This is a genomic window from Lactiplantibacillus sp. 3062, from assembly GCF_055413545.1.
In genome coordinates this window covers 1-23,863 of record NZ_JBVAYE010000017.1, presented here as the reverse complement: position 1 = coordinate 23,863, position 23,863 = coordinate 1, and the positions used below count along the sequence as shown (strand labels likewise).

The 23,863-nt window shown below is 46.2% G+C and carries 25 protein-coding genes; 13 read left to right on the top strand and 12 right to left on the bottom strand.

All coding sequences use genetic code 11. The features are described from left to right. Positions 1 to 31 precede the first annotated feature (31 nt). Positions 32 to 1,057, top strand: coding sequence for a MucBP domain-containing protein (locus tag ACWQAU_RS14690; protein ID WP_027822084.1), 1,026 nt, complete (start codon positions 32 to 34; stop codon positions 1,055 to 1,057). An 89-nt stretch (positions 1,058 to 1,146) separates the two neighbouring features. On the opposite strand, the gene ACWQAU_RS14685 is transcribed toward ACWQAU_RS14690, so the two are convergent. Next, positions 1,147 to 2,601: a hypothetical protein gene (locus ACWQAU_RS14685; RefSeq protein WP_027822085.1), complete on the bottom strand. Its 1,455-nt coding sequence runs from the start codon at positions 2,599 to 2,601 to the stop codon at positions 1,147 to 1,149. A 598-nt stretch (positions 2,602 to 3,199) separates the two neighbouring features. Then, positions 3,200 to 4,777, bottom strand: a complete 1,578-nt coding sequence (locus ACWQAU_RS14680) for a peptide chain release factor 3 (protein WP_024521422.1) — start codon at positions 4,775 to 4,777, stop codon at positions 3,200 to 3,202. A 297-nt stretch (positions 4,778 to 5,074) separates the two neighbouring features. Here ACWQAU_RS14680 and ACWQAU_RS14675 point away from each other — a divergent pair, with 297 nt between their 5' ends. From ACWQAU_RS14675 to ACWQAU_RS14660, 4 genes are all read left to right on the top strand, one after another. Then, on the top strand, positions 5,075 to 6,397 hold the full coding sequence (locus ACWQAU_RS14675; protein ID WP_016527024.1) for a dihydrolipoyl dehydrogenase family protein: 1,323 nt from the start codon (positions 5,075 to 5,077) through the stop codon (positions 6,395 to 6,397). 170 nt (positions 6,398 to 6,567) lie between these two features. Next, positions 6,568 to 7,464, top strand: coding sequence for a phosphogluconate dehydrogenase (NAD(+)-dependent, decarboxylating) (gnd, locus tag ACWQAU_RS14670; RefSeq protein ID WP_027822086.1), 897 nt, complete (start codon positions 6,568 to 6,570; stop codon positions 7,462 to 7,464). A 15-nt stretch (positions 7,465 to 7,479) separates the two neighbouring features. Then, a complete protein-coding gene (locus tag ACWQAU_RS14665) occupies positions 7,480 to 8,994 on the top strand; it encodes a gluconokinase (protein ID WP_027822087.1) in 1,515 nt (504 codons plus the stop codon). Positions 8,995 to 9,005: 11 nt separating this feature from the next. Next, a complete protein-coding gene (locus tag ACWQAU_RS14660) occupies positions 9,006 to 10,361 on the top strand; it encodes a gluconate:H+ symporter (protein WP_003643223.1) in 1,356 nt (451 codons plus the stop codon). 164 nt (positions 10,362 to 10,525) lie between these two features. On the opposite strand, the gene tagD is transcribed toward ACWQAU_RS14660, so the two are convergent. Then, positions 10,526 to 10,924 (bottom strand): glycerol-3-phosphate cytidylyltransferase, encoded by a 399-nt coding sequence (tagD, locus tag ACWQAU_RS14655; protein ID WP_003643222.1) that lies wholly within the window; start codon positions 10,922 to 10,924, stop codon positions 10,526 to 10,528. A 52-nt stretch (positions 10,925 to 10,976) separates the two neighbouring features. Beyond that, positions 10,977 to 12,170, bottom strand: coding sequence for an AI-2E family transporter (locus ACWQAU_RS14650; protein ID WP_003643221.1), 1,194 nt, complete (start codon positions 12,168 to 12,170; stop codon positions 10,977 to 10,979). A 163-nt stretch (positions 12,171 to 12,333) separates the two neighbouring features. Here ACWQAU_RS14650 and ACWQAU_RS14645 point away from each other — a divergent pair, with 163 nt between their 5' ends. Continuing rightward, the gene (locus ACWQAU_RS14645; RefSeq protein WP_024002862.1) at positions 12,334 to 13,260 is read left to right on the top strand and encodes an L-lactate dehydrogenase; all 927 of its coding nucleotides are present in this window, start codon (positions 12,334 to 12,336) and stop codon (positions 13,258 to 13,260) included. A gap of 126 nt (positions 13,261 to 13,386) precedes the next feature. Here the strand turns inward: ACWQAU_RS14645 and ACWQAU_RS14640 are convergent, their stop codons facing one another. Both ACWQAU_RS14640 and ACWQAU_RS14635 read right to left on the bottom strand, forming a co-directional pair. Beyond that, entirely contained in the window at positions 13,387 to 13,581 is a 195-nt protein-coding gene (locus ACWQAU_RS14640; protein WP_003645953.1) for a type II toxin-antitoxin system Phd/YefM family antitoxin, read from the bottom strand. A gap of 153 nt (positions 13,582 to 13,734) precedes the next feature. After that, positions 13,735 to 14,112, bottom strand: a complete 378-nt coding sequence (locus tag ACWQAU_RS14635; protein ID WP_016511296.1) for a helix-turn-helix domain-containing protein — start codon at positions 14,110 to 14,112, stop codon at positions 13,735 to 13,737. A gap of 175 nt (positions 14,113 to 14,287) precedes the next feature. Between ACWQAU_RS14635 and ACWQAU_RS14630 the strand changes: the two genes are divergently transcribed. After that, positions 14,288 to 15,019: a C40 family peptidase gene (locus tag ACWQAU_RS14630; RefSeq protein WP_027822088.1), complete on the top strand. Its 732-nt coding sequence runs from the start codon at positions 14,288 to 14,290 to the stop codon at positions 15,017 to 15,019. A 212-nt stretch (positions 15,020 to 15,231) separates the two neighbouring features. Here the strand turns inward: ACWQAU_RS14630 and ntdP are convergent, their stop codons facing one another. The 3 genes from ntdP to ACWQAU_RS14615 all read right to left on the bottom strand — a co-directional run bounded on the left by ntdP (position 15,232) and on the right by ACWQAU_RS14615 (position 17,472). Further along, the gene (ntdP, locus tag ACWQAU_RS14625) at positions 15,232 to 15,780 is read right to left on the bottom strand and encodes a nucleoside tri-diphosphate phosphatase (RefSeq protein ID WP_003643214.1); all 549 of its coding nucleotides are present in this window, start codon (positions 15,778 to 15,780) and stop codon (positions 15,232 to 15,234) included. A 97-nt stretch (positions 15,781 to 15,877) separates the two neighbouring features. Then, entirely contained in the window at positions 15,878 to 16,681 is an 804-nt protein-coding gene (gene recX / locus ACWQAU_RS14620; RefSeq protein ID WP_003645955.1) for a recombination regulator RecX, read from the bottom strand. A 32-nt stretch (positions 16,682 to 16,713) separates the two neighbouring features. After that, entirely contained in the window at positions 16,714 to 17,472 is a 759-nt protein-coding gene (locus tag ACWQAU_RS14615; protein WP_003644193.1) for a competence protein ComK, read from the bottom strand. A gap of 234 nt (positions 17,473 to 17,706) precedes the next feature. Here ACWQAU_RS14615 and ACWQAU_RS14610 point away from each other — a divergent pair, with 234 nt between their 5' ends. The 4 genes from ACWQAU_RS14610 to ACWQAU_RS14595 all read left to right on the top strand — a co-directional run bounded on the left by ACWQAU_RS14610 (position 17,707) and on the right by ACWQAU_RS14595 (position 19,069). Then, the gene (locus ACWQAU_RS14610) at positions 17,707 to 18,255 is read left to right on the top strand and encodes a sigma-70 family RNA polymerase sigma factor (RefSeq protein WP_013355415.1); all 549 of its coding nucleotides are present in this window, start codon (positions 17,707 to 17,709) and stop codon (positions 18,253 to 18,255) included. 47 nt (positions 18,256 to 18,302) lie between these two features. Continuing rightward, positions 18,303 to 18,485, top strand: a complete 183-nt coding sequence (locus ACWQAU_RS14605) for a hypothetical protein (protein ID WP_225829538.1) — start codon at positions 18,303 to 18,305, stop codon at positions 18,483 to 18,485. 114 nt (positions 18,486 to 18,599) lie between these two features. Next, positions 18,600 to 18,812 carry a DUF1659 domain-containing protein gene (locus tag ACWQAU_RS14600; protein ID WP_003644190.1) on the top strand — a complete coding sequence of 71 codons (213 nt, stop codon included), beginning with the start codon at positions 18,600 to 18,602 and terminating at the stop codon, positions 18,810 to 18,812. A 29-nt stretch (positions 18,813 to 18,841) separates the two neighbouring features. Further along, the gene (locus ACWQAU_RS14595; protein WP_003643208.1) at positions 18,842 to 19,069 is read left to right on the top strand and encodes a DUF2922 domain-containing protein; all 228 of its coding nucleotides are present in this window, start codon (positions 18,842 to 18,844) and stop codon (positions 19,067 to 19,069) included. Between the two features lie 101 nt (positions 19,070 to 19,170). Here the strand turns inward: ACWQAU_RS14595 and ACWQAU_RS14590 are convergent, their stop codons facing one another. Further along, positions 19,171 to 19,476: a hypothetical protein gene (locus tag ACWQAU_RS14590; RefSeq protein ID WP_024002857.1), complete on the bottom strand. Its 306-nt coding sequence runs from the start codon at positions 19,474 to 19,476 to the stop codon at positions 19,171 to 19,173. Between the two features lie 876 nt (positions 19,477 to 20,352). Between ACWQAU_RS14590 and ACWQAU_RS14585 the strand changes: the two genes are divergently transcribed. Together ACWQAU_RS14585 and ACWQAU_RS14580 are read left to right on the top strand one after the other, a co-directional pair. Next, positions 20,353 to 21,021 carry a sugar transferase gene (locus ACWQAU_RS14585; protein WP_003643206.1) on the top strand — a complete coding sequence of 223 codons (669 nt, stop codon included), beginning with the start codon at positions 20,353 to 20,355 and terminating at the stop codon, positions 21,019 to 21,021. Positions 21,022 to 21,458: 437 nt separating this feature from the next. Further along, positions 21,459 to 22,880, top strand: coding sequence for a flippase (locus tag ACWQAU_RS14580; protein ID WP_027822090.1), 1,422 nt, complete (start codon positions 21,459 to 21,461; stop codon positions 22,878 to 22,880). A 129-nt stretch (positions 22,881 to 23,009) separates the two neighbouring features. On the opposite strand, the gene ACWQAU_RS14575 is transcribed toward ACWQAU_RS14580, so the two are convergent. Continuing rightward, positions 23,010 to 23,450 carry a MarR family transcriptional regulator gene (locus tag ACWQAU_RS14575; RefSeq protein WP_003643204.1) on the bottom strand — a complete coding sequence of 147 codons (441 nt, stop codon included), beginning with the start codon at positions 23,448 to 23,450 and terminating at the stop codon, positions 23,010 to 23,012. Between the two features lie 11 nt (positions 23,451 to 23,461). Next, a partial coding sequence (locus ACWQAU_RS14570; protein WP_213475307.1) for an LPXTG cell wall anchor domain-containing protein occupies positions 23,462 to 23,863 on the bottom strand: 402 nt, incomplete at its 5' end.

Below are 23,863 nucleotides of genomic sequence, written 5' to 3'. Positions count from 1 at the left end.
TAATTAATTTATTAATGAAAGGAGTGGTCACGTGTCATTTCTTGACCGACTTAAAGGAATGCTTCAGGCACTAAACAGCACGGGAGCCGCCACAAGCGCTACTGAGGCACCACGTTCCATTGCCGCACAAACTGCCGCAGCACCTACAGTTAACCAAACAGAAGCATTAGTTCTCGTTCACCACCTAGATCAGGATGGCAATGAACTGCAGGCTGCTGATATGATTGCTGGCACCATTGGCGAAGAGATTCACTTGCCTGCCGTCAGCATCACCGGTTATCACCTCGTCCATATCGAAGGCTTGACCCGCTGGTTTACGACCCCACAGGCTAGCATCACGTTGACTTACGAACGCCAAGCTGGCCAACCAGTCTGGATGTACGCCTATGACATTGACCGCCGCGAACTAATTGGCCGGCCGACCATGTACCGGGGGAAATTAGGAACCCCTTACGAAGTCAGTGCGCCGACCGTCGCCGGTTTTAAGCTCCTCCGTTCCGTAGGCGATGTGACTGGGGAATACACGACCACTTCCAAGACGGTCCTTTTTTTCTACCGCAATCAAAATTGGCAGCAAACTGACCTCAGTACTGGTTTTGTCCAAGTCAACAAGTTGACCGCCGTTTATCCGTATCCTGGGGCAACTACGACCAACTATTTAACTAAGCTCCAGCCCGGTAGCACTTATAAAACGTACATGCGCGTTCGCTTAGTCACTCACGAGACCTGGTATGCGATTGGCGATGATCAGTGGATTCCGGAGACGCACCTCCAATTAACTACCGGTGACACACTGTTACTCAAGTTGCCAGCCGGCTACCGCGTCCAAAATAAACGGCCTGTTCGCCAAACCGGCGTCGTCAGTTTTGTCCCTGGCAAACAGGTCCACACATACATCGAACCATATGGCCGCTATTTAACCACCGTCACTCATGGTGACACGGTCAATTTGATTGAGCGAATGGCCGACGACAACGGGGTCGTCTGGTATCGCCTGCAAGATCAAGGTTACTTGCCGGGCCGTTATTTAACGAAATTAGATCCACCGTTTGCTTAAACAAGACTTTTGTTCGATTAACGCGAACCATGCTAAAATGCGCCACTCACTAGATTCAATCTAATCCAGCGAGTGGCGCATTTTAATATCTACTTATCAACAATTATGCGCATCAACTCGATGCCCCGATTCGTCAGCAAGAAACCTTCCTGGCTGTGGTGCATGAAGACTAACCCTTCAAACTCGCGATCACCAGCAAAGTTCGCCTCACCGACCTGACTAGTCGTCAAGTGTCCCAGTTTAGCCGCTGGAAGTGACGTAATACTCTCATCGGAGACCAGGTAGAGCCGACCAGTAACCTCGTTATATCCAATCGATTGAGCGAAGAAACCCGGATTATTAGCTAACCCCTGCGCGAGTTGTTCAAAATGTACACCAGTCGTCGAACTGATTGTGCCACGATAAAGCGTGACATTGCCATTTCTGAGCTGACTCGCATGCGTCCAATAATAGGCCTGCCCAGCGCGATCAAAAGTCAGTTCATCACCTAGACGCCCGCTACCAGTAGTAAAGGCAATTTTAAGATCCGGCGTCAGGGATTGCGGATTTAGTCGCGCAACACTTGCAAGCTGATCACGTGCCGTCGATGAAATAAACCACAGCTCGTTCGTCTTAGGATTTAAAGCTAGTGACTGAACGTGTCCCGCCGTAAACTCCGGCCCCACTTCAATGGCGGCCAGCACCCGACGGTCAAAAGCCGTCATCTTCCCGTCGAATTGGTGAGCTGCTGCTACTCGGACCATCGCCATCTTCCCTGATTGCCCAGCCCCTAAAGCCATCAGGCGTTGCCAATCATAGCGAACGACCCAGCCAGTCTGGTCGGCGCCACCCAACTGTTGATCATTGACGTACATGACGTACAAGTACCGATTGTCAGCTGAAAACGTCGCACTCTGTGGGTCATTCAACAAGCGGCTCCCTAACTGTTGCGGTAAATACAGTGCTGTTTTGAAATGATAATGGTCGCGATAGCCACTACTCTGGCGCAACGTGTCTGGCTGATTTTGTAGCCCCTGAGTCGCTAGATACGCGGCGGTAGGACGAAACAAAATATGCTCAGTGGTGTACCGTCCCGCCCCTTTTAAGGGTAAATAACTCAGCTTATTGGCCGCGCGCGTCACCCCGTGTTCCTGTTGATCCGTTGTCACCACGCGCATCGGTTGCCGCGTGGGTGTCTTAATATCAGTGACCCTGGTTCCGACAACTCGTACGGTGTCCGCCAACGCCCAGCTCAGTCGCCCAGCAGTCCCGTGACGCACCTGCCAATAAGTCACTAACCGCTTGTTTTGTGTCACCATCACCTGACCAACCCGTTGCCAGTGACTAGTCGTCCGGGCCGTCCCACGTGGCGTTAATTGCATCGTTGCACGATTTAATTGATATAAGCGCGTTTGTTTCGATTCAAGTTCACAATTCCGGGGCGCTAAGCTTTGCACCGCTGGCCACCGTACCAAGTTCGTCGCCGCGTGCACCGTCACCGGGCCCCACAACCCCATTCCTAACATCAATCCCAGCATCCAGCGTCCCCTTATTTTCAATCTCATCGCCCCCTACAATCTAAATTGCAGATTGATTGTATCGTAATTCTCTCACCTTAGCAGTGCTACAACGTTGGTTTACATGGTGAATTTACATGGACCGATAAGCATGTTAGAAGAACCTCTCATATCACTTCTATCCGGTCCCGCCACACAAAAAATGATGAGACCGCCAAATCAACTTGGCAGCCCCATCATTTTATGAACTATTCACATATTTGTTTGTGCTTTTGCTTGAGACACATTGTAACTTTTCTATCCGTTAAATCAAGAGCAGCCAGCTTAGGCCCGCTGGAAACATTTCGAGTTAGCGACCAATTGCACCAAGTTAAGTGGCCGTTCATCAGCCATTCGAGCGGGTTCCCGAAACGTGCTCGGTGACAATGCTCAGTAGCCAAATTATTCTTAGCTGGAAGTGATTTTCTTCCGGCTTAGAATAAGACTCGTATTTGAGCTAACGCGGGTTGTGCGTTAACTCAAATTGATGTCGGCTTACGTTCCAGCAATAGTCACCCAGCCCCGGAGGTCAAAATAGGACGCACATCGACTGACGAACAGTAATCTAACTAGATTGGTCAGCTAAGTGTAAACCACAATATAAATCCTAGAGCTTCGAGGTCAGCTTGACATCCGGATACTTATCCGCAAACCAGCGTTCGGCAAAGGCATTTTCGAATAAGAAGAGCGGTGCCCCGTAACGGTCCTTGACCAATAGATTCCGCGAACTAGACATCTTTTCATCCAATTGTTCGGGATCGATCCAACGGGCAGTCTTGCTACCCATTGGTTCCATGACAACTTCCGAATTATATTCATTTTGCATCCGGAATTTGAAGACTTCAAATTGAAGTTGACCGACTGCACCGAGAATATAGTCACCCGTTGAATATGAAGTGTACAACTGAACGGCACCTTCTTGAACCAGTTGTTCAATACCTTTATGGAAGGACTTCTGTTTCATGACGTTCTTGGCTGTAACGCGCATGAAGAGCTCCGGCGTAAATTGCGGTAACTTTTCGAATTGAACCGCATTTTTGCCAGCGTAAATCGTATCTCCAATTTGGAAGTTACCTGTGTCGTAGAGGCCGACGATATCGCCAGCAACGGCAGTTTCCACCGTTTCACGGGTATCGGCCATGAATTGCGTAGAGTTGTTTAAGCGCATCTTCTTACCAGTCCGCTGCAAGACCACGTCCATCCCCCGGTCAAATTCGCCAGAACAAATGCGGACAAAGGCGATCCGATCACGATGGTTCGGGTTCATGTTGGCTTGGATCTTGAACACAAAACCGGCAAATTCATCGTCGGTTGGCTGAACGACTTGGTCATCACGAGTCTTATGAGCAGCGGGTTTAGGCGCATACTGCAGATACGTCTTCAAGAACGTTTCGACCCCGAAATTGGTGAGGGCGGACCCAAAAAATACTGGCGTCATGTCTCCCGCCATTACTTTAGCTTCGTCAAAATCATTACCAGCTTCGTTGATCAATTCGACTTCATCCAACGTGTCACGATAAATACTGTCCTTGGTCAATTCATTACTAGGATCAAGCTCACCGTTCTCGTCTAGTGGTAAGAACGTTTCGCCATGAGCTTCATTATGATAAAGTTCCACACGGTGATTGTAACGATCGTATAAGCCCTTTAAGCCCTTACCCATACCCATTGGCCAGTTCATTGGATAAGTTTCGATTCCGAGGACTTCTTCGACTTCGTTCAACAAGTCCAATGGTTCGCGACCATCACGGTCCAACTTGTTCATGAACGTAAAGATCGGAATGCCCCGCATCTTACAAATTTGGAATAACTTCTTCGTTTGTGGTTCGATCCCCTTAGCCGAGTCAATGACCATGACAGCGGAATCGACCGCCATCAAAGTCCGATAAGTGTCTTCCGAGAAATCCTCATGTCCGGGCGTGTCCAAGATGTTGATCCGTTTGCCATCGTAATCGAATTGCATCACGGAACTCGTTACTGAGATTCCCCGCTTCTTTTCAATTTCCATCCAGTCAGACTTGGCAAAGTTCCCACTTTTACGGGCTTTAACCGTTCCGGCCTGACGAACAACGCCACCAAACAATAACATTTGTTCCGTAATGGTGGTTTTCCCGGCATCCGGGTGAGAAATAATCGCAAAGGTACGCCGGGTATTGACCGCGGCGGTTAATTTTGTCTTATTCATTAAAAATTCCTTTCATCATAACCTGTATATTCAACGTGCACGGTGGTACCGTCCCACCGTAAAAAAACATAGCCTTACATATTTTACTGATATTTGACCAAAAAATCCAGTACCACCGACTATCTTGCACCGATTCGGTGGAAATTCACTTAACAAAGTCATGACAGACCAGTTGCAATCGATTTCAGGGCCATACTTTTAAATTAAGGCCGCGTTTTATTTGGCATGTTAAATTAAGTTGTGTACAATGTATTTGTTTTTAAATAACTGTGATTTGGGAACGAGGAGGATTTTAATATGTCAGAAAAATTTGACGTTGTATATCTAGGTAGCGGTCACGGAACGTTTGACGGGGCCATTCCGTTAGCGGCTCGTGGCAAAAAAGTAGCCGTCATTGAAGCTGATTTGATTGGTGGTACCTGTCCTAATCGGGGTTGCAACGCTAAAATCACCTTAGACCAGCCGGTAGCATTAAAAAATCAAGTTGCTAACTTCCAAGGATACGGTCTGCGTGGTGAACCGACGATTGATTGGCAAGCCAACTTCGACCACGAACGCGACGTCATCGCCGGCTTACCAGATATGATTGCTGGCTTAATGACTAGTGCCGGCGTGACCCTCATCAATGGCCGCGGGACGTTCGTCGACGACCATACGATTCAGGTGGCGGACAAGACGTATACCGCCGATAAGATTGTCATCGCAACAGGTCAGCATCCACATCGTTTGGACATTCCCGGCACCGAACTCGCCCATGACAGTAACGACTTTTTGAATCTAACCACTTTGCCACACCACATCACCGTGATTGGTGCCGGCTACATCGGACTCGAATTCGCCAACATGGCACTAACAGCCGGCAGTCAGGTCACCCTACTCATGCGTGGTGATCAAGCGCTTCGTCAATTCCACCAACCATTCGTTGAACGATTATTGGCCATTCTCGTGGAACAAGGTTTAGTCCTAAAACGTGAATGGGTGCCAACTGCGATCAAGTCGACTGGTGACCACTTCGAAGTCCTCAGTGCGGATGACAAGATTACAACGGACTGGATCTTAGATGCGACGGGCCGCCAGCCCAACACCGCAAACTTAGGACTTGAAAGAATCGGTGTGGACTACACAGCAGCTGGAATCACCGTCGACGACCACTTGCAAACGAGTGTCGCTGGCATCTACGCATCCGGTGACGTTCTCGCCAAGGATCAACCAAAATTAACACCCACTGCTATCTTTGAGTCGCAATACCTGACCCACCTATTCACGGGTGACACCAATGCCCCCATCAAGTATCCGGCCATTCCATCGGTCGTCTTCACGTCCCCACGATTGGCCCAAGTTGGTACACTTCCAACCAGTGACACTCATGATGTCAAAGTTACCGTCAATGATTTAAAGGATGACTGGTTCCGGCAGACAACGCGCGATGTCACCGGCCATAACTTACTCGTGACGGATGACCAGCACCGGTTGATTGGTGCCGCTGAACTCGGTGAACAGGCCGAAAATACCATTAACACGTTGCTACCAGCGATCCAGTATCAATTGACACCGGCGCAACGTGAACAACTCGTGACCCTCTTCCCAAGTATCGGCGCAGCCGTTTGGTCAGCAATTTAACAAATTTTTTCTTGGCAATCAGGCCTGTAAAACCGGGCTTGGTTGCCATTATTTTCAGTCTAATGAAAATAATTTACAAATATATGGTTGATTTATGTAAATAGTTTTATTACAATGTAAGCGAATACAAAAAGTACTTAATATTTTTCATATAAAAGAGGGGTTTCATCATGAAATTAGGATTGATTGGCTTAGGTAAAATGGGAATGAACTTAGCGTTGAACATGCAGGATAACGGGCACACGCCAGTGGGAATGGATCTTAACCCCACTAATCTTAGTACCACCAGTGCTCACGGGTTGGCGACGGCCACGGATCTCACCAATTTGCTTGACCAGTTGCCAACACCACGGATCGTGTGGATCATGGTACCCGCTGGTAAGGCAACCAACAGCGTTATCGAACAGTTAGCCCAGACTTTAAGTGCAGGTGACATCGTCCTCGATGGCGGTAATTCGCACTATCAAGATAGTATCCGCCACGGCGAATTACTGGCAAGTCACCACATCAACTTCTTAGATGTCGGAACGTCGGGCGGTCAAGCTGGTGCACGCCACGACGGCAATTTTATGATTGGTGGCGACCCCGCCACTTTCCAAGTCGTCGAACCACTATTTAAAGCGATTGCCGCTCCCGATGGGTATTTGTACACCGGCCCTGTTGGCAGTGGTCATTACCTGAAGATGGTCCACAACGGAATTGAGTATGGTATGATGGCAGCAATAGGTGAAGGCTTTGACGTTTTACAGCATAGTCAGTTCACTTACGACAACGCGGCCGTCGCCAAAATGTGGAATAACGGCTCAGTCATTCGCAGCTGGTTAATGGGCTTAGCTCAAGATGCATTCAGCAAGGATGGTAATCTAGATGACATCAAGGGTGTTATGCATTCATCCGGTGAAGGTCGCTGGACCTTAGACACGGCCCTAGACCAACAAGTCGCCACCCCGGTCATTGCGATGGCCTTGATGATGCGCTACCGTTCAGAAACCGATGACACATTCACTGGTAAAGTTGTTGCCGCCCTACGTAACGAGTTTGGTGGCCACGCTGTCGATCACGAATAGGAGGAACGAAGCACCATGACTTACCTTATTGGAACTGATTTAGGAACGACAAGTACCAAATCCGTCTTGTACGACCACCAGGGTCACGTAATTGCGAGTGCCAACGTTGGCTACCCACTCTATCATGATACCGTGACCACGGCCGAAGAGGACCCGCAAGAAATCTGGCAGGCAGTCCAAGCGACCATCCATCAAGTAAGTGCTGGCATTGATCCCGAAGACATCGAAGGAATCGCCTTTTCATCCGCAATGCACAGTTTGATCCTACTTGACAGTCAGAAACAGCCGCTGACCCGGGTCATCACTTGGGCAGATAACCGGGCCGCACAAGACGCCGCTGAATTGAAAAGTCAACCCCTGGGCGATCGCCTATATCACCTTACGGGAACGCCGATTCACCCGATGAGTCCCCTGGTTAAGCTTCACTGGCTTGCCCATCATTCACCGGAATTACTAGCACAAACCTGTCACGTGGTCGGAATTAAAGAATACTTGATTTACAAAATGACGGGCCAACTTCAAATGGATTATTCAATGGCCAACGCCACTGGCCTATTCAATCTTTATAACTTCGATTGGGAACCTGTCGCGCTCGACTATGCACACATCACCCGCACGCAGCTACCACCATTGGTCGATACCGACGCCGTGATCGATGGACTGACACCAGTCGCAGCATCAACCCTGGGACTCGCACCCACAACGAAAATTATCATGGGTGCAAGTGACGGTGCCCTTTCAAACTTGGGGGTGGGGGCTGATGAACCAGGAGTTGCGGCCATTACGATTGGCACTTCCGGTGCTGTACGGGTGATGACAAAACAACCATACTTGGATCCTGAAGGTCGACTATTTTGTTACTACGTCGCGCCGCACCACTGGATTGTTGGTGGGCCGATCAATAACGGTGGTCAAGTCTTCCGGTGGGTCCGCGATGAGCTCTTCACTACTGAAAGCCAAACCGCCCGTGCGAATCAACAAGATCCATACGACCAATTGACAGCGCTTGCCGCAACCGTTCCCGTCGGTGCCCACGGACTCTTATTTCACCCCTACTTAAGTGGTGAACGCGCGCCTCTCTGGAATGCGGATGCCCGCGGCTCACTGCTGGGCGTCACCACGACCACGACCAAAGCCGATATTGCGCGTGCGGTCTTAGAGGGTATCGTGATGAACCTGAATACCGTCCTACAATTGACGGCAGCCGCCGAACCAGTTCATGCGATTCGGGCCACTGGTGGCTTTGCCCGTTCAAATTTATGGCGGCAAATTTTGACTGACGTATTGGGACAACCCATTACGATTCCAGCAAGCTTCGAAAGTTCCTGTCTAGCAGCGGCCGTGATTGGACTCAAGGCACTGGGGCATATTGATGATTTAACCGCGATTCACGCCATGATTGGTGCAACCGAAACTTATCAACCCAACGCCGCCAACCACCAGTTATATCATCAACACCAAGTCGTTTTTGACCACGTAACGGCGCAATTGGCACCGTTATATCACGAAATTGCTACTCTAAATCGTTAGGAGTGTCCACTATGCCATTTGTTGTTCTTACACTCGGCATCCTACTACTATTACTATTAATTATTAAATTCAAGCTGAATACTTATATTGCACTGATTGTTACGGCCGTCGTCGTCGGAATCGGACTAGGGATGCCATTAACTAAGATTGCTACTAGTATTCAGAACGGGATTGGCAGTCAACTGGGTGAGTTAGCACTAGTCTTCGGCTTCGGTGCCATGCTCGGCCGCTTAGTGGCCGATGCTGGTGGTGCTTACACGATTTCCACGACACTATTGGATATTTTTGGGCGCAAACGGCTACAAATTGCCATCGTAGTCGCCTCATTTATCATCGGGATTGCCCTCTTCTTCGAAGTCGGGATCGTCTTGTTGATTCCAATCGTCTTTGCCATTGCGATCGAAGCACAAGTTCCCGTTCTCTATCTGGGGATTCCCATGGGCGCCGCATTATCTGTCACTCACGGGTTCTTACCACCGCACCCGGCACCAACTGCAATTGCGACGACGCTAAATGCGAACGTGGGTCATGTGCTACTATTCGGGATCATTATTGCGATTCCAACTGTTTATATCGCAGGCCCGCTCTTTTCACGCTGGGCGCAAAAGATGGTTCCTGACGCATTCACCGGTAAACCACACCTGCCACTTAGCAGTAACAAACGTCAATTCAAAGTATCTGAAGCACCCGGGTTTGGACTCAGTGTCTTAACGGCGCTCTTCCCCGTGATTCTGATGACAATTACCACCGTCTACGAATTGGTCGTTGATCACGGTGTGACACCTAAAAACCCGTCAACCCTTGACCAAATCATTCGTTTGATTGGGGCACCCGGAATTGCCATGTTAATTTCACTATTATTCGCCCTCTGGTCAATGGGGATTCACCAACACAAGACCAATAAGGCCATCACGGCCACCATCGAAGATGCCACTAAGTCAATTGCCATGTTATTACTAATCATCGGTGGGGGTGGCGCCTTCAAACAGATCTTAATTGATGGGGGTGTTGGTAAGGCCGTGGCCCAGTTGTTCAGTGGCAGCAGCATCTCACCACTGATTCTTGGCTGGCTAGTCGCTGTCATCTTACGGGTCTCACTCGGCTCCGCTACCGTAGCGGCCCTCACGGCAGCCGGCCTAGTTGCGCCGTTAATGACGCAAGCTGGTATCGACCCCGCCCTGATGGTAATTGCCATCGGCTCTGGGAGTGTCGCCGCTTCTCACGTGAACGACGCTGGTTTCTGGATGTTCCGGGAATACTTCGACCTGACCGTCAAGCAAACGCTGCTTACATGGACGATGTTAGAAACGATCATCGCTGTCTGCGGTCTCGGAGGCGTGTTGGCGCTCAACGCCATCTTCCATTAAGCCCTTTGAACTGGCTGAATGCTAACTATAATCCGCATCGAACCAGTCCATGGTCATTTAGGCGTGACTTACTAATAACTGTTAATTAAAACACCGCTGTTACGCAGCTTGAAGTTGCGGGTAACGGCGGTGTTTTGTGACTGATAAATCATCTAGCTTAGTGGTTAATCCTTGGATTGCATCCCTAAATCGTGCTTGATACGCGTCGATGAGATGCCTTCAGTACGGGGCAAATAGACCACCTCGCAGTAGTCTTTTAGAAAATCAAACTTGCCGCGCCAATCGTCACCCATCACGAAAATATCAATATCGTTATCAACGACATCCCGGATTTTTTGATCCCAGCTTTTCTCAGGTAACACTTCATCGACATAGCGAATGGCTTGCAAAATATACTTACGATCCTCATACGAGGTGTACGCATGCTTACCCTTCTCAGCATTGAATTCGTCGGTCGAGACGCAAACGGTCAAATGATCGCCCAAGGCCCGTGCACGCTTAAGCAACCGAATATGGCCTTTATGCAACAAATCGAATGTCCCATACGTAATTACTTTCTTCAAAAAATCACTCCTTATGCCACGTTCAAGCTTAATTCACCAATTATAGCACAGACTACTTTTTTGATTTAGTGGTCGTCGTCAAGTCTGCTTTAGTCGCCTTAGCAGGTTGCGGCTGATAGACCGTCGTTTGCTTACGCAAGTGCTCCTCATTTCGTAACTCGACAATATTATAGAGGTAAATAACCACGGTCCGGACCACAGCATAGAACGGAATCGCTAAAATCATGCCAAGAATTCCGGCAATATTTCCCGCTGCTAGTAATAAAATAATGATCGTTAACGGGTGGATTTTGAGTGTCCGCCCAATAATGTTGGGATAGATTAAGTTCCCATCAACCTGTTGAACAATCACGACTACGATAATCACGTACACTACCTGCATCGGTGACTTGGTGAAGGCCACGATGAGTGATGGCGCGATCCCAATGTAAGGTCCTACGTACGGAATAATGTTCGTCAATCCAGCAATCACGCCAAGCAATAACCCGTATGGTTGCGAGATCAACATGTAGCCAATCGCCGTAAACGTCCCCACGAAGAGACACTCAATAACCTGACCACTGATATAACTAGAAATCGTGTCGCCCATCTTTTGTAGTAAACCAATGACTTCAGGCCGCTGTTTCTTCGGTAAGAACCGACTGATAGCTGGAATGAATTTCTCACTATCCTTCAACATATAGAACAATACGACTGGAATCGTAATTGCCATGATCGTCACACTCGTAATCGTGGAAATCACCGTAACAACACTACTTGATAATGATGACAAAAAGTTCTGAGAATACTTACTGATTTCACCATTGAATTGCTTGGTGTACGAGCTAATGTCAATTCTTTTCAGTACCGAACTATTATTGATCAGCTTAGTAGCGGCTTTTTGCATCTCAGTGGCAATACTTGGTAGGTTATAAATCAGTTGTGTCACCTGACTGACTAACCGTGGCAATAGGGAAACCGCTCCCCACACCAGTAACCCGAATAATAGCACAAATACGATAGCCACAGCTCCGGTTCGAGAAATCCGAAACTTCTTGTAATGAACCTTAGTCAACAACTTGACCAAGGGATTCAACATATAAAATAAAAATCCTGAAATCAAAATTGGCATGAACACGACACTTAAAAACGTGCCGATTGGCTGAAACAAAAAACCAATGTTCGTGCAGACCCAGATCAAAGTCGCCACAATCAAAATTTCAAGTGACCAAAATAACAAGGCCGAATCTTTTAGGCGCTTAAACACTCGCGCTCCTCCCTTTCTTGGTGCAACTATTAATGCGTTAATTATACCCTATTTCACTTAGTCCGAATACGATTTCGATATTTCTCACAAAATCTATTTAAAATCAATGAGAATAATGGTAATTTAATTAATGAACGATAAACTTTCAAAGGAGCGCTACATTATGTCACGTAAAATTGCCATTATCGGAATGGGACACGTCGGTTCAACCGCCGCTCACTACATCGTCGCCAATGGCTTTGCCGATGACCTTGTCCTCATCGATACGAACACCAGCAAAGTTGAAGCAGACGCGCTTGATTTTCAGGATGCAATGCCTAATTTACCTTATCACACGAATATCATTATCAATGACTATAGCAGCCTCATTGATGCCGATGTCATTATCTCAGCTATCGGGAATATTAAGTTACAAGATTCACCAACTAATGACCGCTTCCTAGAATTACCCTTTACCAGCACACAAGTCAAAGACGTCGCTGCTAAAATCAAAACCAGTGGTTTCAACGGAATTCTAGTCGTCATTACTAATCCCGTGGACGTCATCACATCGATCTACCAAGCGGTTACCGGGTTGCCAAAGAATCACGTGATTGGAACAGGAACACTACTGGACTCTGCACGAATGAAACGAGCGGTCGCCAGTGCACTACACCTGGATTCACGGTCCGTGGCCGGCTACAACCTGGGTGAACACGGCAATTCCCAATTTACAGCTTGGTCAACGGTACGCGTGTTAGGTCAACCAATTACCAAATTAGCCGCTGACCGCGGTTTAGATTTGACCAAACTAGACGCCGAATCACGCGACGGTGGCTTCCGGGTCTTCCATGGCAAAAAATATACGAGTTATGGCGTGGCAACGGCTGCAGTGCGCTTAGCCAACACGGTCTTGAATGACGCCCTCACCGAACTCCCCGTTTCAAATTTCCGGGAAGAATACGGTGTATACCTTTCATATCCAGCCGTCGTTGGTCGTGACGGGATCGTCGAACAAGTTCAATTGGATCTCACAGACGAAGAATTGAAAAAATTACAAGTTTCAGCTGATTATATCAAGACCAAGTACGCTGAAAGTCAGACCGACTAATCAGCACTCAAACGTCAACGAACTAACACTTTCAAAAAGGCACCACCGACATGATTATGTCGGTGGTGCCTTTAGCTTATTGGACTAAGCGAACCTTGACTGGCACGATTAGTTCTTTGTTATTATTTAACTGAATTCCATGTCATGATGATTCGTTTTGGCTAATTGGCTGACAATCTGCAACCAGTCTTTCATACTAACCATTACCGCTGAATCTTGGGTGCTGGGATTTTCCACCTCAATGGTATCGTGGCCTTGATTAACAATCGTTAACAACTGGTTGATATTCTTTTTTGCTAATGCGGTAGTAACTTTTTTCATACGCCCATCTCCCAATCCGTTCCATAATTGTTGCCATTGTGCACCATTCATTCAAACCCGTCAAGCGCTGCTAGCAATTATTCAAGTAACTGAGCAATATTTTACACTAAGCAGGTCCCAGTTGCACCTAAAAGAACCGAGTTTTACTTAAAATTAAAGTCGCGGGGTCTTGAACATCGACTTCAAGACGTTTCTGATAATTTTCATCTGTTCATTAGTAATCGGCTGACCGTCGTATTCAAATTGGTTTTTCTTGTTTTCAATCACTTTTTTAAGATCAACAGCAGCGGCATTGATCGCCTTAGCTGTCGGTTCTTTATCCTTACCAACCAATTTGGTATAACTCGTACCGAGCACTTGAGCAACTTCCTTAAGCGTACCGACTGACGGCGTGTGCTTTTTCCAACTATAGATGGCACTCGCACTTAAGCCTGCTAAGGTCGCCACTTCCGCTAAGGTCAGTCCATTCTTCTTGGCAAATTGCCGAATATTCTTAAGTAATTCACCGTTATCAATCTTCAAAAAAGCCAAGTTCGTCACTCCTATCGGTCAAGATCTAATCAATTATTGTTAATCCACTCAAGCTGTTGACATTACTTAATCGAACCGCAACTCATTTGCAACAACTTTGTTACAATGAGCGCTTATGATGGGGTCAGCGTTATTGAATGAGATGGACATGGGGATTTTCGGGGAGGAAATACATATGAAACAACGTCTTATCACACTGATTGTTGCTATTTTAGGCCTCACGGTGGGGCTTTGGCAAGCACCAAACGTCGATGCCAGCTCAACGAATCGCGTCATTAAAACCACTAATCTTACTAAAAGCGCCTACCTGACGAAGAATACTCAGGGCGGCTTCTATAACATGAGTGGTGCCGCAAATAATCTTAAAATCCAGAGTCGGGGAACGCTTCGACAATATGGTAATACCACTTGGTTTGTCACCCAACAACGGCAAATTCGCTTAGCTAATAATACCACGGCTAATTATTATTTTATAACGAGTGCTAATACCCGTGTTCGTGGCTGGGTCAAGACCGGCTCCCTCAAGAAGAGCACCAGATCTTTCACCAACCTCTATAACGTGGCCAAATCCAAACTTGGCCATCGCTATGTCTATGGTGCGGTCGGTCCGAACACGTTCGACTGTTCCGGTTACACTAAGTATGTCTTCCAGCAAGCTGCGCAGAAAACCTTACCACGTGTGGCCCAAGCTCAGTACCGACAATATCCCAAAATTTCCAAACAGCGCGCCCAAAAAGGCGATTTAGTCTTCTTTGGTAGTGGCACAGGTTCGATATCACACGTCGGTATTTATGTTGGTGGTGGAAAGATGATTGACGCTCAGGACAATGGTGTCAAAAATGAAAAAGTCTACGTTCCATGGTGGCACGCGGTTGGCTATTCGCGGCCAGTCAACTTTGGCGCTTAAAAGTGTAATTCCTATTTTCACCCGACCCACAGAGGCGACTTGTGGGTCGTTTTTTATTGTCCTAATTATCATGACTTGTGTCAACCATGACGGCTGGTAATCACCTCTTATTATTCAATGTCGAGACGCAACCAGAACACAAAAGGGAGCACCCCAGCACGGAGTCACTCCCTTTGTACTTTAATTACGCCGCTGACAGACCGTCAGCAGAGCTATTGCCGACGTGATAATTCTTGATAGCGACTATACCAGATATCAATGTAGTCTTGTGAAAACGGGCCTTTTTTGTTTTTGATCCAATCAACTAAGACTTTCACATTTGCTTTTAAAATGCGATCAGTATCAGCCGAATAACGCCATTGGGCACCGTGTTCTTCGTACTCATCAACATCCAACAACCGCCGCTCACCATCGGGAAAGACTTTGACATCCAAATCATAGTCGATGTACTTCAAAGCCTCTTTATCTAACACGTATGGTGATGCTAAGTTGCAATAGTATGAAACGCCGTTATCGCGAATCATCGCCACGATATTAAACCAATAATGCTTATGAAAATAAACGATTGCAGGTTCCCGCGTCACCCACCGGCGACCATCATCCTCGGTGACTAGTGTGTGATCGTTACAACCAATTAGTACGTTCTCGCTTGTTTTGAGTACCATTGTATCGCGCCAAGTTCGATGTAAACTTCCGTCGTGCTTATAGCTTTTGATCGTAATGAAGTCGCCTTCCTTAGGTCCCTTAGCCTCGCGCGCCATATTAACCCAACTTTCTAAAATGAGGGTAAATTTTCATCGAATTTCATTAAACATTATACCAGATTTTTATGGCGTGCGGGCAGGTAATTCAACCTTTTCATTCATCAGCAACTTGTTCGTCGATAAATCGATTGATATCGTCCATCATGAAGCCCTTTTGGAACAGGCTGCGTTTCGTGCGCATCATGCGTTCACGAAACGCATACTTGCGATTGCGTTGCCACAACTTTGCCCCCTGTGCAACGAGGGCTTCCCACTGTTCATCTTCGTCGGGTTCTAATGCCAAACTCGCAATCGCGGCCGTAATCGTGTCATTATCAAAGCCCTTCGTCATCATACCTTGGCGAACTTTCTGTTGCATGGTCTTAAAAGCTTGGCGGTGATACCGTTTTGCCAGTTTACGCGCAAGTTCACTAGCATTATCGATCTGCTCTTCAGCACTAAACTGCCCGGCCAGCGCGTCATCAATCAGCTGCTCGCCCACACCCTTTTGTCGTAAGTTCTGCCGAATCACCCGTGGCCCCTTGTCACTGGTCCGTTTGGCCGTCCGCACAAAGGCATCCGCATACTGTTGGTCGTTCAATAACCGCAACTCACGTAATTGTTGCATCGTCGCGTCGATAACCGACTCGTCAATTTCTTCATCCCGTAACTTGTCATGAACTTCTTTTTCGGTACGCAACTGATGTGAGAGATAATCCAGCGCGCGCGTATACGCCTTGGAGACATCGTCCGCCGCAATCATCGCTGCTTGCAGTTGTTCATCAACTTCCATGCCCTTAAAAACGCGGAACTTGATCATCACCGACTCACTGATTGGAAAAGCGTACTGCTCGTCTAAATAAATGTTATAACGTCCAGCTCGCTTTTGCGCGACAATCTTCGTGACCTTCTTAGTCAACGACACCAACTCCCATCATTTAATCTTTACTCCTATAGTTTACCGAAAAATCGCCGCGTCAAACAACTAATTTCTCCAGGAAGTGCTAAGATGCCAAAGTGCTTTAAGACTTGGTCAGTATACGACTGCATCATCTCGTGATCCGTGTCCGCCATTGAAGGTACCGATTGATCGGGCACTAATCGCCGGCGATGATGTTCCTGGAGCGCCGCTTGTAATTGACCAGCCTTCGCAAGTTGGCGAGTGGCCACGCGCTCGCTCATATCCACTTGAATCGTAATTTGACCATCATAAACTAAGGCCGTCATAAATCCTTGAGCCTCGATATGCTTCAAATAATGCCGATTGTACCAGCTGGTTGTTCCCCGTTTGGCCGTACTTAACGGCATCAGGATCGCATCACCGTGAATCACAGGTAACTTGTGTTTCGATAAACCGAGTTCACCGGCGAGTTGCTTGATCAACTGTGTCCCAGATAACCCCAGACGGCCAGCGTAATTCATCATGATCTGGCGCGTCGTCAGTTTTGTCTTGATCAATCCCCGTTGACGATCAAAGATTAGCGTATTTTCAACACATGTCAGGTGTTTTATGTCAAGTAGAAAAAGTGTCTCCAGCACGTCGATTGTGGCAAGTTCTGAGCGTTGCGCGATGATTAATAATCGTTGTGGCTGTCGGGTGTCCCAAGTACCAGCGTGGCACTGCCAAAAAGTGTTAACGTGATGCGGAACGTCAATATTTTGGTTCATAGATGGTAAATCCCCCTCAAAGTCGGTATTTATCTCTAACATTCACCAGCCGAGCCCCCGCTGTCCGCGGTTATTTTAGATTAATCACATCATAACAATTACGTACAATCTAGGAAAGTAGTTGGTCTGTAATCTATCCAAATCTCATTGGAACATTAATAATGAAAATAAATCGTCACTTTTCAGTCCATTTTCACGACCTGCGTCAGTTGCGATCGCTCGCTACACTGATATCAACCTTGGCCAAGGAAATCGCTCATAAATGGGGTTATTTAGATGCACGCTGACCGTTTTGATAATCAAATGGCTTTCGATTTACTCGCCCGACCCGAGCACCAACATTTACTATACGGCGCTTTAAAAGCCGCCCAAGTCACCAAATACCACCCGCAATTCGAAGATTGTGTAACCGTGGCCCACCTGACTTGGCTGTCTGCTTACCAGAACTACGCGCCCGAATTGCCCGCTAATTTACCAGATTTTCGTAAATTTGCATTTCGCCGTATCAAGTGGCGAACTGTCGACTATCTACGTAAACAAACTTTGCGCACCCAGTCGCAAGTCAACTTGGAACACGCACTGCCCATTACCATTGATCCCATGACCGAACAAGAGACCCATTGGCAATTAACCGCCCTCTTAACAGAACTCCTTGTTCAATGTCGGCCAGGTGAGCGGATTTATCTCACCGAATTCTTTTTCGAGGAACAGACCGTTAGCAGTATCATGCGGCGCCACCAGGTCAGCCGCCGAACAGTCTACAACTGGCGGGCCAGTCTGCTCGTCAAGGCCCACAAGCTTTACCAGCAACAAACCACCAATTAACTAACAAGACTGTCGCAGTCTGAAAGGAACTCACGATGCATATTTGGATGCACACACATGTACTGCTCACAGTAACTGATTCTAATCAACGCCAATTCCACCAACACTGGTTAGCAGGTCGCGAACTGACAGACAGCGACTTTACTAGCTTGATTACCATTCTGACCCCACTATTCGCTGAGAAGATCATCAGTATTACCGTTCGAACCATCACCGAGTTTGCGGATTAAATGGGTGCTAGTCAAAAAAGTTTAGGCAAACCTTGCACAAATCGTCAGGCTCAACCGTCTGTATTAATGTAAGCTGGCCAGCCTACCACCACAAAATTCAAGGAGGAACTCATCATGACTAAAACTTGGTTAAAAGCAACCCTGACTGTTCAAACAACTACGGAATTGGACGAACAACGTAAGCAAACCTTTAACGCAATCGCCCAAGACGCAACTGACGAACAACTTGCCGCTTTTGGCAAGATCGTCGAAGTCTTGACGGGCGACCAGTTCACGGCCGCTAACTTGGCCAACGCCTACCGCTACGATCCACAACCCATCGCTTAACACACCCATAATAATAGGAGGAAGCGCCCATGAAAACTTTAGACTTAAGCTTTAAGACTAGCACAAACAAGGTTCACCACTTGAAGTTACACTACGCCAACGACAACTTGAGTAAAGACGTTGTTAGTAAGGCAATGGCGGACCTCGCTGCCACCAAGCTATTCGTGAAAGATGGCGAAAACTTAGTCGCCGAACCGCTTGCCGCTAAGTACGTCGAAACCATCGAGACACCAATCGTCACTGCACCAAAGGCTTAACCTCGCGTTACCTGCAATTACAAGAATCCCCGGTCAGTAATTGACCGGGGATTCTTTGGTTATCATTTAAAGTCGTCTTACTCTTGGCAATCACTTCAGAGCTAAATATCACAAGATAGCCGTATCGCTTTCGTCTCTTGACGGTCGACAGGGTAAATCTCGATAATAATACTGTTACCGACCGGATGCCAATCAATTGCTTTAACCAGTGCCCGCATAAACGTCCGCGTGATCTGAGTCTTGATTGAAATACCGCTACGCTCAATGTCATCATAGAAAATGACCCGTTGATCTAGCTTATCAACCTTAAAGTAGTAGTACGCATAATGGGCCGTCCCCCGTTTCAAAATTAAGTGGTACGAATTATTATAATCCGCGGGAAAAACCGTGATCCAATCGTCATTCATATCGGACATCCTTTTCACTTGAATTTGAGCTCTAATCTAATTGTACCTTGAACGGTGGTGAAAACCTAGGGGGAATGTGTGAGAAATCACGCGAGAAAGCCACCGTAGCAACCTAAAATTTGCCAGCTTACTTTCGAACGATGGGCCAATATCAGCAGCCATTGTAACCATAGCCACAAAAAGATTCATTAATTTGGACTATCTTCTACTTAATGACCGTGATAAGAACGAGCTCTTTACGCTTCATTCAGCTTATAACTTATTCTAACCGTATGTCTTAAATTACGCGATTGCTAGGTTAACACATAGTTAATGCTTAGCAAATATTTATTCACCAATTGGCAGAGTCATCACTATCATACCGTTTTTAGTACTATAATCACCTCAATTATTTTTTCATAGATTGATTCACTTTCCCCTCATATTTTATCCCGGTCACAATTATTAGGCCTAAACCCATAACTCATTAGAATACGTAGCTGACATCTTTTCTGTTCATTAACTAATTTTACGACGCACCACTTTTACTAACAGTTGCGCGCTTTTAAGTTGCTAATAATTGCAACTTGTTAAAATGCTGGTAAATTATAGTTAACCAAACTTCCACTAGCCAAAATAGCTAAAACCGGCTGTCGCACGATTGCACTTCAAATATTGGTTTATTCCAGTACAATATTTGCTATAATGAGATTAGCAAGGCTGCAAAGTTAATCGTATCAAGCATATTTACTTGATAGCTATTTTGTACTATAATCATTAGGTTGTATCAATATGGTTCATACATAGTCAGTTTGTGGTAACCCGAACAGTAGTAATAGATTAACCTGGCTGTGATTTACGGGGGAAAATATTTAAAGGAAGCATAGGGTGTTACTTATGGAATTGAAGGAACGAGAAATCAGACCGATTACGATTGACGCCGGGCGTCAGCATCGTCGTTATGGTTATCGGTTCATTAAACGCGTGTTTGACTTTGTCGCTAGCCTCTTAGGCCTCATCATCTTATCACCACTCTTCTTGCTAATTGCAATTGCGATTAAAGTTGAAGATCCTAAAGGCGCCGTCTTCTACTCGCAGACACGGTTAGGTCGTGGCGAAGTCCCATTCAAGATGTATAAATTTCGCTCGATGGTTTCCAACGCCGATGAATTGTTGGAAAAATTACTTAAAGATAACGAGATTGATGGTGCCATGTTCAAAATGCAGGATGATCCCCGCGTAACTAAGATTGGGCGATTCATCCGTAAGTATAGCATTGATGAACTACCACAATTGCTAAACGTCCTTCAAGGCTCGATGAGCTTAGTTGGACCCCGGCCGCCATTGCCACGGGAAGTCGAAGAATATTCCGACTATGACAAACAACGGTTAGCCGTCAAGCCAGGTTGTACCGGTCTATGGCAAGCAACCGTTCGTAACAGTGTCGGTTTTGATGAAATGGTTAAGTTAGACTTAACTTACATTTCTAAACGGAGTGTCGCATTTGATGTCTACATTCTGTTCAAGACCGTGGTCATTATGTTCAAGCCTAATGGCGCTTATTAAACATAAAAAACAAAACGCGCAACCAAACTCAAGGGGGAATTTGGTTGCGCGTTTTTGTAACCCATTGATTTGAACACACCACGCACCATTCGCTCGCCATACCATCAAAATCATCTCCCCTCTCCTGCAATCATCATTGATTCCACGACCCTACCGGCCAAATTTTCAGTCCTTGATCATAAGTGCACACGAACACAACTCACTGGGGTGCTCCAAGTATTACGCCAGTCTCCCAATTTAATTATCGTTGATATAACTATGTCACTCCGCAGTTAATTAACAATAAAAATACTTTCTAATTTATAAAATAATAAGTTTGTTAATAACCAACCCTAGCCAGTTAAAACCACTATCAACCGGCTAATTGGCTGTGATACAATGAATTGAATGTTGAGAAATTCGACGTTAGACTGCTTAACTGCCACAAGGAGCCACTCATGCGAATCATAAGGAATTACTTTTATACAGCGGGGTATAACCTCTTAATTTTACTAACGCCCCTCCTAACCGTCCCGTATATCTCACGGGTCTTAGGGCCGACCGGCGTCGGTATCAATGCAACGACCAATTCGATCATTACTTACTTTCTATTGTTCGGAACGGTCGGTATTACAATTTATGGTAATCGCGAAATTGCCTTTATTCGCGATAATCGGGGGCAACGCTCACAAACTTTTTGGGAAATTGAAATATTACAGTTATTGACCATCAGTTGTGCTTATCTCGCCTTTTTAGTTTTTCTTTTTTTTGAGCACCAATTGCAAATTTATTTTTTCTATCAATCATTTTATATTATTGCGGGTGCTGTTGATATTTCTTGGTACTTTATGGGTCTCGAGGATTTCAAGAAAACCGTGCTCCGTAACATGCTCGTCAAGATTGCTTCTGTGATTGCGATTTTCATATTCGTGAAGACTCGGCAAGATACCGGAATCTACATTTTGATTTTAGCGGGCTCACAAGTTTTGGGCAATCTGACACTGTGGCCATACTTACGACATAGTGTCGAACGGCCCAACTGGCGTCAATTGAATCTCTTTCGGCATCTGCGGCCCTCATTAGCATTATTCGTGCCACAAATCGCCACGACGGTTTACCTTGCCTTGAATAAGACCATGTTATGGCAAATGGATTCGCTAACCGCCGCCGGATTTTATGATTACTCCGACAAGTTGATCAAGCTCGTTTTAGCGCTCGTGACAGCGACTGGAACAGTCATGTTACCCCACATTGCCAACCTCTTCATGAAGCAACAACTTGAACGCGTCAAACAATACTTATACATGTCCTTTGACTTTGTGCTCGCGATTGCGATTCCAATGGCTCTCGGCGTGGCAGCGGTCGCAACGACGCTCGCACCCCTATTTTTTGGACGGGCATTTTGGGCAGTCGACCGACTGTTGATGATTGAGGCACCCGTCATCATCCTAATTGGGATGAGCAACGTGCTTGGTCAGCAGTTTCTGCTACCGACTAAGCAGACTAAGACCTATACGATTTCCGTCACTATCGGGGCCCTCGTCAACATCGCTTGCAACATCCCACTTATTTGGTTTTGGGGCGTGGCCGGTGCCATGTGCGCCACTTTGATTTCGGAAGTTTGTGTCACTGGCTACCAACTATTCATCACTCGACATGTTTTGCATGCGCAATCTCTATTTACTGGAATTTGGAAATACACACTTGCTGGTGGATTAATGTTTACATTTGTATTTCGCCTAAACGTCACCATGACAGCTTCCTACTTAAACCTTTGTTTACAAATTGGTGTAGGTGTCTTATTGTATCTTGGACTGATATTACTATTACAACCGCCTGTATTACGCAACGCTATCAAATTACGCAACAATCTTCATTAACTTCATATGTCGTCTCTATACATCAATTACAAAGGCCCAACAAAGTTAAATAAGTTATTGGGTCTTTGAGATTAAAGTGCCCCATAAATTGGAGTAAATCCAATTTATGGGGCACTTTAGGGTTGCTTTTTAGTTGTTTAGTATAATTAACTGTTGCTTTAAGTATCTGAGCTGTTTCATTAATGTAGCCAGTTCGTGATTACAATCAAAAGCTTGTAGATTTGCCTGTATTTGCCGAGCAACTTTCCCAATAGTTTCTTGACCAGTAGTAGTCAATGACAACCAAACTATTCGTCGATCGCTTTGATCAATTTGTGGCTGAATCAAATTATCTTGAATGAGATGCCAAGTATTCCTAGAAATTAGTGTGCGAGTGACCTTGAATACTTTTGCTAACTCACTAGCACTAGCTTGTTCATGTTGCTCAAGATAGACTAATACTTCCCACTCACGCATGGAAATCCCGGTTGTTACAAGTCCTTGTATTGACATTTGGTGCACTTGCTTCTGAATAGATTGTAGTGTTTCTAAACTTTCAAACTGGGCTTTGATTTGTTGATGATTTAGCATATACTTCTGCCCTACTCTTTGTGCTGTCGCTTAGCCATACCAAGGAGACCTAATAGGCCACTCATGGCTAATAACAATAAACCACTAAGCGTCATATGTTGTTGATCCGTTTCATTAGTTTGTGGTAATCGTTGACCCACAAACTTAATGGTTATTGTTTGAACCGACTTATCAGATGTCATCGGTTGATCTGGTTTTGCTGGTGTCGTTAGCTGTCCTGGTTTAACCGGTTCTGTCGGTGTTGTTGGTTGACCTGGTTTAACCGGTTCTGTCGGTGTTGTTGGTTGACCTGGTTTAACCGGTTCTGTCGGTGTTGTTGGTATCGTTGGTTGTTCTGGTTTAACCGGTTTTGTTGATGTGCTATCAGCCTTATAAACTACCGTAAATTCAAGGTCACTGGAATCACCAGTAAC